The sequence below is a fragment of the Acinetobacter lwoffii genome (genome assembly GCF_024129735.1).
Classification (GTDB): domain Bacteria; phylum Pseudomonadota; class Gammaproteobacteria; order Pseudomonadales; family Moraxellaceae; genus Acinetobacter; species Acinetobacter lwoffii_H.
Genome location: NZ_JAMXXK010000037.1, coordinates 24,696 through 35,108 on the forward strand (window position 1 = coordinate 24,696; position 10,413 = coordinate 35,108).

The window sequence follows — 10,413 nt, forward strand, 5'->3', positions numbered from 1 at the left end:
GTCTTTTCCGCTGTTAATTTATTCCATTTACGTTGTTATAAACGCATAAAATCATTAAATAATGCCAGAAGCATCATACTGCCGAGCAGTACCATACCAATTTTTAGTCCAACCAATTGTATTTGTTCGGAAACAGGTTTACCACGAATTAATTCAACAAAATAGTAAACCAGATGTCCGCCATCAAGCATTGGAATAGGCAGTAGATTTAATATTCCTAAACTTACACTCATTAGCGCCATAAAGGAAATAAAAGTTTCCCAGCCCATTTCTGCGCTTTGTCCTGCCACTTTGGCAATGGTAATTGGACCTGATAAATTATCCAGGCCAATCAGGCCACGTACCATTTTGACAATCGAGTTCAGAATCATCGAAGACAAATGTGCTGTTTTATCAAATGCCATCACCAGTGCTTCGCCTGGCGAGTAATGAATGGTCTGTTTATATTCTGCAGGAATGTTCATTTTACCCGGATCGCTTTGTACGCCCAGCATACCGGTCACCTTGCCCATATTGTCACGTTTGCCTTGAGGCATGACTTCAAGCTGAACCACCTGATTTGCGCGTAGAACATCCATTTTGAGTAATTTTTCTGGAGATGCCTGTACCACCTGCACAACATCAAACCAGTCTTTCATCTGAACGCCGTCAATGGCCAGAATCTTGTCACCTTCTTTCAAACCTTGACGGATGGCTGCACCATCTTCACTCAGCTTGCTGATCACTGCTGGAATTTCTGGCCGATAAGGCAAAAAACCCAGGCTTTCTAATGGCGATTGACTTTGATCTTTTAAATAGTTTTGAATCGGCAACTGGAACAGTTTGTTTTCACCAGCTCGATCTGCCTGAATAGAAACCACGCCAGTTTCACCGACACGATCCACCAAGGCATAACTGAGTTTTTCCCAGGTTTCCACCTGAGTGCCATCCACAGCTACAATTTTGTCGCCCGGCTGCATTTGTACGGTTGCAGCAGGCGTATTTGGTAAAACTTTGCCCACACGGGTATTAAGTTGTTCTTGAGCTGGTAAAAATAACACCCAGAACAGAAGCACTGCAAAAATCAGGTTGATCAATGGACCTGCTGCCACAATCGCGATCCGTTTCCAGGGATGCTGACGGTTGAACGCTTTTGGCAAGTCTTCTTCAGCAACATTACCTTCACGTTCATCCAGCATCTTGACATAGCCGCCCAAAGGCAAGGCAGACAATTGATACTGAATTCCGGATTTTTTCGAGGTCCATTTTAATAATGTTGGCCCAAATCCAATCGAATAGACCAATACTTTAACGCCCAGTTTACGCGCCACAATATAGTGACCGAACTCATGAATCGCAATTAAGGGACCGAGTAAGAGAATTGCAGCGGCAATCATAAACAAGGCATTCATATCTTAACTTCCTTTATTCACAACATATTGCTGTGATAAACCTCGCGCCATTTGATCTGCTTGCAAGATAGCCTCCAGATCATGTGCGGGTTGATTGTCCATCTGATTTAGGACATGCTCAACTACCTGAGGAATTTGGGTAAATCTGATCTGTTGATTTAAAAATGCAGCAACTGCAATTTCATTGGCCGCATTTAAAATTGTCGGTGCAATTCCGCCACTCTGCATGGCCTGACGGGCCAATTTTAATGCAGGGAAACGGAGCATATCCGGTTCTTGAAAATTAAGTTGTGAATGCATAAACAGATCCAGTGGCGCCACATGCGTACTAATACGCTCAGGCCATGCCAAAGCATGTGCAATAGGCGTGCCCATATCCGGATTACCCATTTGTGCCAAAGTCGAACCATCAACGTATTGAACCATGGAGTGAATAATACTCTGTGGATGCACAACAACTGTAACAAATTGTTCTTGAACTGCAAACAAATGGCAGGCTTCGATCAATTCTAAACCTTTATTCATCAAGGTAGCAGAATCGACTGAAATTTTTTGACCCATGGACCAGTTAGGATGCTTGCAAGCTTGGGCAGGTGTGACCTCTTCAAGTTGCTGCATGCTGTGGTTCAGAAATGGGCCACCTGAAGCGGTCAGTAGAATCTGGGACACACCCAGTTTGGGCTTGCCATGACGCTCTGCTTCAAAATAATGCTGTGGCAGACATTGGAAAATCGCATTGTGTTCGGAATCCACGGGAAGCAGTAATGCCCCATGATCGCGCGCTGCCTGCATCATGATGTCACCTGACATCACCAAAGCTTCTTTATTGGCCAGCAGTACGCGCTTACCCGCTTTCACTGCAGCCAGTGTCGGCAACAAGCCTGCTGCACCAACGATTGCCGCCATGACGATATCAACATCCGCGTGTTCAGCCACAGCAATTAAACCGGCTTCATCTTGCAGAATTTCAATATCAGATAAATGATGTTGCTGAAGTAGTTTTGAAAGTTCATCTACTTTTTCAGCCGGTACCACCGCCACTTTAGGACGGTATTGCTGGCAAATTTCGACCAGCTCATCAATACGACTTTGCGCGGTCACAGCAAAAACCGAGTATGCTTCAGGATGTCGCTGCAAGATTTTTAAAGTACTTTGACCAATGGAACCTGTAGCACCCAGTATACAAACTGCTTGTGACATTTATAAATCTACACCAATAAGTTTTAAAACAGCCATACCTGCTGCAAAGATTGGAGCTGCAGCAAGCAAAGAATCAATACGATCCAGTACTCCGCCATGTCCTGGCAAAATTCGACCTGAATCCTTAATACCGGCACGACGTTTGATCATGGATTCAAACAGGTCACCCAGTACCGAACTAAATACTGTAACGACAGATAGAATCAGAAATAAAATCAGTTCTGGCCAAGTCATATCCAGATAAAGTAAGGCAACTGCCGTTACAATCAGCATTGAAGTAACAATACCACCATACAGCCCTTCCACAGATTTATTAGGACTAACATTCGGCGCCAACTTTTTCTTGCCAAATTTACGACCCACAAAATACGCACCACTATCTGCGCCCCATACCAGTAAAAACAGGTACATCAGCCACCACGGTGAACTTTGCCAGACAGAGAAAATTGCAGTAACCGCAGCAGAGATCAGAACTACGCCGATTCCGTGCAGGCTGGCGTTGTACCAGCCATCATATTCAGGATAGGTTTTAACCCAGTAAATGCTGAGCAACCAAGTAATTATAGAAGCTACCCATAACAATAAGGCAACTTCGGCAAAATACAATGCCAAAGCTGAAAGTGCTGCAGTGAGCACTCCATATCCCCAAGCAACAGGTTTGATGACATATTTAAATTTTCGCGGCATGAGTTTAAACCACTCATAACCGGCCACCCCAGCAGCAAGAACCATCAATACAAACATTGGATAATGTGATTCAGTAGCAAACATACAGCTCAGTACAACTGCTACCAACACCAATGCGGTTATAATCCGCTCAAACATGTATTAATTCTCAAGTTTTTCCTGATGAATCTGTTCTGATGTTTTACCAAAACGACGTTCACGCCCACCAAATACGGCAAGTGCATCATCAAGTTCTTCAACGGTAAATTCTGGCCATAGCGTCTCAGTGAAATAAAGCTCTGCATAGGCTGCCTGCCATAACAGGAAATTCGAAAGACGGAAATCTCCACCCGTACGAATCAGCAGATCAACTGCAGGTAAATCACCGAGGCTGACATATTGACCAAATACATCAGTATTAATTGCATCAAGATCTAATTTATTTGTTAAAACATCGCTAGCAATTCGCTGTGCAGCTTGTGCCATATCCCACATACCACCATAACTGATTGCAATAGTGAGTGTCATACTATTGAAATTAGCAGTCCTTTGTTCGGCATGCAACATAAGCCCCTGTAATTCTGGGGACAAACGGCTGCGATCACCAATAAAGCGTAAGGCAATATTGAATTTTTCCATGCGGGGTAATTGTTCATGAATGGTGTCTACCAGCAATTTCATGAGCAATTCAACTTCAAACTGTGGACGATTCCAGTTTTCACTGGAAAAGGCAAATACAGTTAAAGCCTGGATATTTCTTTTTTTACAGTGTTCAACAATCGGATCCAGAACCGTTTTTCCTTCACGGTGTCCATCACCTTTCTGCATCTGTTTTTTTTTGGCAAAACGATTGTTGCCATCCATGATGATGGCAACATGTTTCGGAAGACGGGGATTTTCTTCAGCAACGGTCATCGATGAATTAGACCTTCATCAATTCAGCTTCTTTCGCAGCCAAGCGCTTGTCAACTTCAGCAACAAATTTGTCAGTAATTTTCTGGATTTCGTCAGCAGCACGACGCTCTTCGTCTTCAGAAATTTCTTTTTCTTTCAACAAAGCCTTGATATCGCCCAATACATCACGACGGATGTTACGGATCGCTACTTTGGCATTTTCTGCTTCATTACGCGCAACTTTTTGCATGTCACGACGCGTTTCTTCAGTCAACGCAGCCATCGGTACACGAATCGCATCTGCTGTAATTGGGTTCAGACCCAAGTCAGATTCACGAATCGCTTTATCAATTGCAGAAACCATTGAACGTTCGAAAGGCTGGATTAACAAAGTACGTGAATCTTCAACACCTACGTTTGCCACCTGGTTCAATGGAACGTCTGAACCATAGTAAGAAACCATCACGTTATTTAAAATTGATGGATGCGCACGACCGGTACGAACTTTTGCAAAACCATGCTCTAGAGATTCTAGAGTTTTGTTCATACGGTCTTCGCTGTCTTTTTTAAGATCGTTAATCATATGATCTTCCTTACTTAATTCTTGAAAAGAGGTTATTACTAAATTAGCGTGTAGTATAAAGTGCTTTGGTGCTCACGTCATTAATTGGTAACGTGAGTCCCTTCTTTTTCACCCATCACAACGGAAAGCAATGCGCCAGATTTATTCATATCGAATACTTGTAGCGGCACGTTGTGATCACGACATAAACAGATTGCAGTTAAGTCCATTACACCCAGCTTTTCGTCCAGAACCTGGTCAAAAGTCAATGTGTCATATTTAACCGCATCATCATATTTGCTTGGATCTTTGTTATATACGCCATCAACTTTGGTCGCTTTCAAGATCAAGTCTGATTCGATTTCAATACCACGTAAACAGGCAGCTGTATCTGTCGTAAAGAACGGATTACCTGTACCTGCCACGAATACACACACTTCACCCTGAGTCAGGTGACGGATTGCATCACGGCTTGAGTAAGACTCAACCACGGCACCAATTGGCAATGCAGACATTAAACGGGTTTTAATATTACGGCGCACCAAAGCGTCGCGAAGTGCCAAACCGTTCATGACTGTTGCTAGCATACCCATCTGGTCGCCAGTTACACGACCAACTAGACCATCTTTTTGTAGCTGGCTACCGCGATACAGGTTACCACCACCCACAACAATACCTACTTGTACGCCTAAACCCACGAGGTGCGCAATAGAAAGTGACATCTGATCGAGCACTTGTGCATCGATCCCCATGTCTTTATTGCCTGCCAGCGCTTCACCAGAAAGCTTTAACAGGATGCGACCAAAGCGTGGCTTTTTAGAATCCAACATCATCAAACTCCAAAGTATTCAATTTAATTTTTTTTAATTCAAAATCTTAAGCAGACTTGATTGAAATGAGTTTTGCGTACAGATCGTATTCATCTGCATCGGTAATCTCGACTTCAAGTAAATCCCCTGCCTTAATGACGCTTTTATCGATATCTTCAACAAAAACATTGCCATCAATTTCAGGTGCATCTGCATAAGAACGCGCAACCGCTACCGGGAATTCATCTTCCAGGTCATCTACCAGCACAGTCATGGTTTGACCGATACGTTTTTGGAGTTTGGCTGCTGAGATTTCTTGCTGAACCTGCATGAAACGCTCATAACGCTCTTGTTTAATTTCTTCAGGAACGTGATCTGGCAAATCATTTGCTGTCGCACCTTCAACTGGCGAATAGGTAAAACATCCCACACGATCCAGCTGGGCTTCTTTCAGCCAGTCCAGTAACATCTGGAAGTCTTCTTCAGTTTCACCCGGGAAGCCCACCACAAATGTTGAACGCAACACCAGATCAGGACATTTCTCGCGCCAGATTTTCAAACGCTCCAGTGTATTTTCACTGTGCGCAGGTCGTTTCATCAGTTTGAGAATTTTTGGACTCGCGTGCTGGAATGGAATATCCAGATAAGGCAGGATTTTGCCTTGTGCCATCAGGTCAATCACAGCATCCACATGCGGATATGGGTAAACATAGTGCAAACGTACCCAGATTCCCAACTGACCCAATGCTTCACACATGTCATAGAATTTGGTTTTAACCGGCTGACCATTCCAGAAATCCAGCTTGTATTTCGTGTCCAGGCCATAAGCAGAAGTATCCTGGGAGATCACGAGTACTTCTTTTACACCGGCACGTTTCAGCGCTGCAGCTTCTTCAAGCACAGAACCAACTGGACGTGAAACCAGATCGCCACGCATGCTTGGAATAATACAGAAGGTACAACGATGGTTGCAGCCTTCAGATATTTTCAAATAAGCATAGTGTTTTGGCGTCAGGCGGATGCCTTGCTCTGGAACCAGATCAATAAATGGATTGTGTTTTGGCGGCTCAGGCACGTATTGATGAACCGCATCCATAACTTCTTTATATGCCGCTGCACCTGTCACTTTCAGGACATTGGGATGCATTTGGCGAATCTTGTCTTCGTCTTTACCTAGACAACCTGTTACGATCACGCGACCATTCGCGCTCATCGCCTCACCAATCGCATCTAGCGACTCTTGCACTGCGGATTCAATGAAACCACAGGTATTTACTACAACTAAATCAGCACCGTCATAATCCGAAGCGACGTCATAACCTTCAGTCTTTAACTGGGTTAAAATACGTTCAGAATCTACCAATGCCTTAGGACAACCTAAAGATACAAAACCGACTTTGGGGGACTTCATGAATTTTCGCTCTACTAGAATGCGCGTATTGTATGTCTTTTCGCATCATAAAAATAGTTGAAAACCTGACTCTTTGCATCACGCACTAAAATATTGCCATAAAATATTCAACATACCTACCAATGCACCAAAATGAATCATTTTAGATTTACAGCCTCAATTTAATCCGCTATATCTAAGATGAATTGTGTTGCTCTGTCACATTTCTGCATTTCATCGCAATAAATAAACTCTACTCATAAAAGTTGGCGTGCATCTTGCATCAAATCAGAACTTAAAATTGATTAAATTGCTTTATGAAGATGCCATTGCGCCATTTTAATACAGGAACAAACCCGCGAATGGATCAAATTATTCCGATCGACTATCGTGCTTTAGTGGACAATATGACCACGTGTATCTTATTGATAGACCGCGATCTTAATATTTATTATCTGAATTCTGCCTGTGAAGCCTTATTTGATGTGAGCTTATTCCGCGCGAGCGGCACATCCGTACTCAATATTCTGCGAAACCCGACAGATGAGTTCAACACCGAAGAAGCCCTGAATAATACTTTAACTACGGGACAACCTTATACACGCCGCGAAGCCACTATTCTGGTCAACTTTAAAGACATTCATGTCGATTACACTGTTTCTCAGCTAAACCTTGGCAAACCTTATCATCCGTTGCTGCTCATTGAACTCAATCCTCGCGATCGTATGTTAAAAATCTCGCGTGAAGAAAATCTGCTGCAACAGCATCAAGTAGCGCGTCAACTGATTCGCGGTGTCGCGCATGAAATCAAAAATCCACTCGGTGGTATTCGCGGCGCAACTCAACTCCTGGCACGCAGCCTGAATGATCCACAATACAAAGAATTTACCGACATTATTATTAGTGAAGTCGATCGACTGAGAAATCTGGCCGATACCATGCTCGGTTCACGCCAGCTTCCGAGCTATGAGCTGGTCAATGTGCATGAACCTCTGGAACGAGTACGCTCACTGATTGCCAATCAGACCAAAAAGAAAATCAAGATTACCCGGGATTACGACCTGTCCTTGCCTGAAGTGCTGGCAGACCGTGATCAATTGATTCAGGTCATTTTGAATATTTGCGCCAATGCCGTACAGGCCATGACCGAGAACAAGGAGTTCTTTGTCGAATATCAACCGGAACTGATTTTAAGAACCCGGATTCAGCGTCTCTTTACCATTAACGGGGTGATTCACCGCTCTGTAGTACGGATTGATATTGAAGACAACGGTCCAGGTGTGCCGGAAGAGATTATCGAATCGGTGTTTTATCCGCTGGTCACCAGTCGCGCAAAAGGTACCGGACTGGGCCTCAGTATTGCTCAAAATATTATTCATCAGCACAACGGCATGATCGAGTGTCAGTCCGTGGCTGGAAAAACCGTCTTTAGCTTATATTTACCTTGGGAGTCGAATCATGTCGCGAAATAAAATATGGGTGATTGATGACGATCGCGCCATGCGCTGGGTACTGGAAAAGACCTTTAAAGAGGAAGGTCTGGATGTGACCAGTTTTGAAGAAGCACAATCTGCACTAGACCAACTGAGTCTGGAAGCACCCGATGTGATTTTGACCGATATCCGTATGCCGGGTATTGATGGACTTACCTTCCTGGGCAAGGTTAAACACAGTTATCCTGACCTACCTGTCATTATTATGACGGCGCATTCAGACTTAGAATCGGCTGTTTCTAGCTATCAAACTGGTGCTTTTGAATATCTGCCTAAGCCTTTTGATATTGATGAAGCACTGGCGCTGGTAAATCGTGCAATTTTACATATCACCAAGCTACAGCAACAAGAATCAGCAAAAGCGGCTCCACCAATTCAATCTACCGAAATTATTGGTGAATCGCCTGCCATGCAGGAAGTGTTTCGTGCCATTGGCCGTTTATCACAATCGCATATTACCGTGTTGATTAATGGTGAGTCTGGTACAGGTAAAGAACTGGTGGCGCATGCCCTGCATCGTCATTCACCACGCAGTTCAAAACCTTTTATTGCCCTCAATATGGCGGCGATTCCAAAAGACCTGATCGAAACCGAACTCTTTGGCCATGAGAAAGGTGCATTTACCGGTGCTAATACCCAGCGCCAAGGTCGTTTTGAACAGGCCAATGGCGGCACGCTGTTTTTAGATGAAATTGGCGATATGCCATTTGAAACGCAAACACGTTTACTGCGCGTTTTGGCAGACGGTGAGTTCTACCGTGTTGGCGGTCATATTCCGGTTAAGGTTGATGTACGTATCGTGGCAGCGACCCATCAGGATCTGGAAAAACTGGTTCATGATGGTCGCTTCCGTGAAGACTTGTATCATCGCCTGAATGTAATTCGTATTCATATTCCAAAACTGGCACATCGTAGTGAAGATATTCCGATGCTGGCGCAGCATTTTCTGGCACGTGCCGGCAAGGAACTTGGGGTCAATCCAAAGATTCTGCGTCCTGAAACCCAGGAATATATGCAGAAATTGCCGTGGCAAGGTAACGTGCGTCAACTTGAAAATACCTGTCGCTGGCTGACTGTCATGATCACAGGTCGTGAAGTCTATCCTGAAGACTTGCCACCTGAACTGAAACAAATCCCAATTCATCAGCAGGATCCGGGTGCGCCAATTCCAACGCTGAACCAGATCGCACCGCATCACTGGGATGAATTGCTGGGTCAATGGGCGATGCAGAAACTCAAAAATGGTGAAATGAAACTTCTGGATGTTGCGACGCCAATGTTTGAACGCACCTTGATCAATGCAGCCTTGCAACAAACCCGTGGCCGTAAACGTCATGCCGCAGAACTTTTAGGTTGGGGTCGCAACACTTTAACGCGCAAGCTTAAAGAATTGGGCATGGATACTACGGATGATGAAATCGAAGAAGAAATAGAAAGTTAATCTTTCCATATAAAAAAGCGCCGATTGGCGCTTTTTTATTGATGATGATTTATGCAGTAAAACCCACATAGCGGAAATACCCATCTATGCCCAGATCAGACTTATATATCAGATAATTTGAATAAGTCGCTTGGGTGATTTCATCCAGCATATTCACCTGATCATCATTGGCATGCAGATCATCTACAGAACGCGGCATGCTGTGCTCGAATTCATCCGTCATATATTCAAAGCCAATATCCATGGCAATAAACAGGGTATGTTCACAAGGTTGCACATACTGCTCTTCTGCCCAATCAATCACGTTGTGCTGACAATGTGGACAGGCAATATTATCAGTGGCCTGAATCGAGAGTGGAATAAGTTGATAAGCCATATAAAAATCAATCTGTTTACTATCCGTATATTTTAGCAAATTTTATGGACTGACTTTATTCAATTAAAAACCTCGACGATAAAAAAAGGAATCTTCAGATCACTGCTGTCCCATAGTTTGATTTAAATAAAAAACCTGAGTCCAAATCGTTAAAATATGAGTGCAAGCAAACACTTTAACGACCAGGATTC

10 protein-coding genes are annotated in these 10,413 nt (G+C 43.8%); 2 read left to right on the forward strand and 8 right to left on the reverse strand.

Annotated features, from left to right (window positions below; all coding sequences use genetic code 11):
* Positions 1-35: 35 nt before the first annotated feature.
* The 7 genes from rseP to rimO all read right to left on the reverse strand — a co-directional run bounded on the left by rseP (position 36) and on the right by rimO (position 6,933).
* Positions 36-1,391: an RIP metalloprotease RseP gene (gene rseP / locus NI469_RS11135; protein WP_253175204.1), complete on the reverse strand. Its 1,356-nt coding sequence runs from the start codon at positions 1,389-1,391 to the stop codon at positions 36-38.
* 3 nt (positions 1,392-1,394) lie between these two features.
* A complete protein-coding gene (gene ispC / locus NI469_RS11140) occupies positions 1,395-2,591 on the reverse strand; it encodes a 1-deoxy-D-xylulose-5-phosphate reductoisomerase (RefSeq protein ID WP_253175206.1) in 1,197 nt (398 codons plus the stop codon).
* A complete protein-coding gene (locus tag NI469_RS11145) occupies positions 2,592-3,416 on the reverse strand; it encodes a phosphatidate cytidylyltransferase (RefSeq protein WP_004646715.1) in 825 nt (274 codons plus the stop codon). It abuts the gene before it with no gap.
* A 3-nt stretch (positions 3,417-3,419) separates the two neighbouring features.
* A complete protein-coding gene (gene uppS, locus NI469_RS11150; protein WP_253175208.1) occupies positions 3,420-4,172 on the reverse strand; it encodes a polyprenyl diphosphate synthase in 753 nt (250 codons plus the stop codon).
* 7 nt (positions 4,173-4,179) lie between these two features.
* Positions 4,180-4,734, reverse strand: coding sequence for a ribosome recycling factor (gene frr, locus NI469_RS11155; protein ID WP_004279885.1), 555 nt, complete (start codon positions 4,732-4,734; stop codon positions 4,180-4,182).
* A gap of 80 nt (positions 4,735-4,814) precedes the next feature.
* Positions 4,815-5,543, reverse strand: a complete 729-nt coding sequence (gene pyrH / locus NI469_RS11160) for a UMP kinase (protein ID WP_004279886.1) — start codon at positions 5,541-5,543, stop codon at positions 4,815-4,817.
* A gap of 46 nt (positions 5,544-5,589) precedes the next feature.
* Positions 5,590-6,933, reverse strand: coding sequence for a 30S ribosomal protein S12 methylthiotransferase RimO (gene rimO, locus NI469_RS11165; RefSeq protein WP_005263068.1), 1,344 nt, complete (start codon positions 6,931-6,933; stop codon positions 5,590-5,592).
* Positions 6,934-7,274: 341 nt separating this feature from the next.
* Between rimO and glnL the strand changes: the two genes are divergently transcribed.
* Entirely contained in the window at positions 7,275-8,384 is a 1,110-nt protein-coding gene (gene glnL / locus NI469_RS11170) for a nitrogen regulation protein NR(II) (RefSeq protein ID WP_253175210.1), read from the forward strand.
* Positions 8,371-9,846: a nitrogen regulation protein NR(I) gene (gene glnG / locus NI469_RS11175; protein WP_004279889.1), complete on the forward strand. Its 1,476-nt coding sequence runs from the start codon at positions 8,371-8,373 to the stop codon at positions 9,844-9,846. Before glnL ends, glnG begins: the two co-directional genes overlap by 14 nt.
* Before the next feature lie 49 nt (positions 9,847-9,895).
* On the opposite strand, the gene NI469_RS11180 is transcribed toward glnG, so the two are convergent.
* Positions 9,896-10,222 (reverse strand): hypothetical protein, encoded by a 327-nt coding sequence (locus tag NI469_RS11180; protein WP_004279890.1) that lies wholly within the window; start codon positions 10,220-10,222, stop codon positions 9,896-9,898.
* Positions 10,223-10,413: the final 191 nt, after the last annotated feature.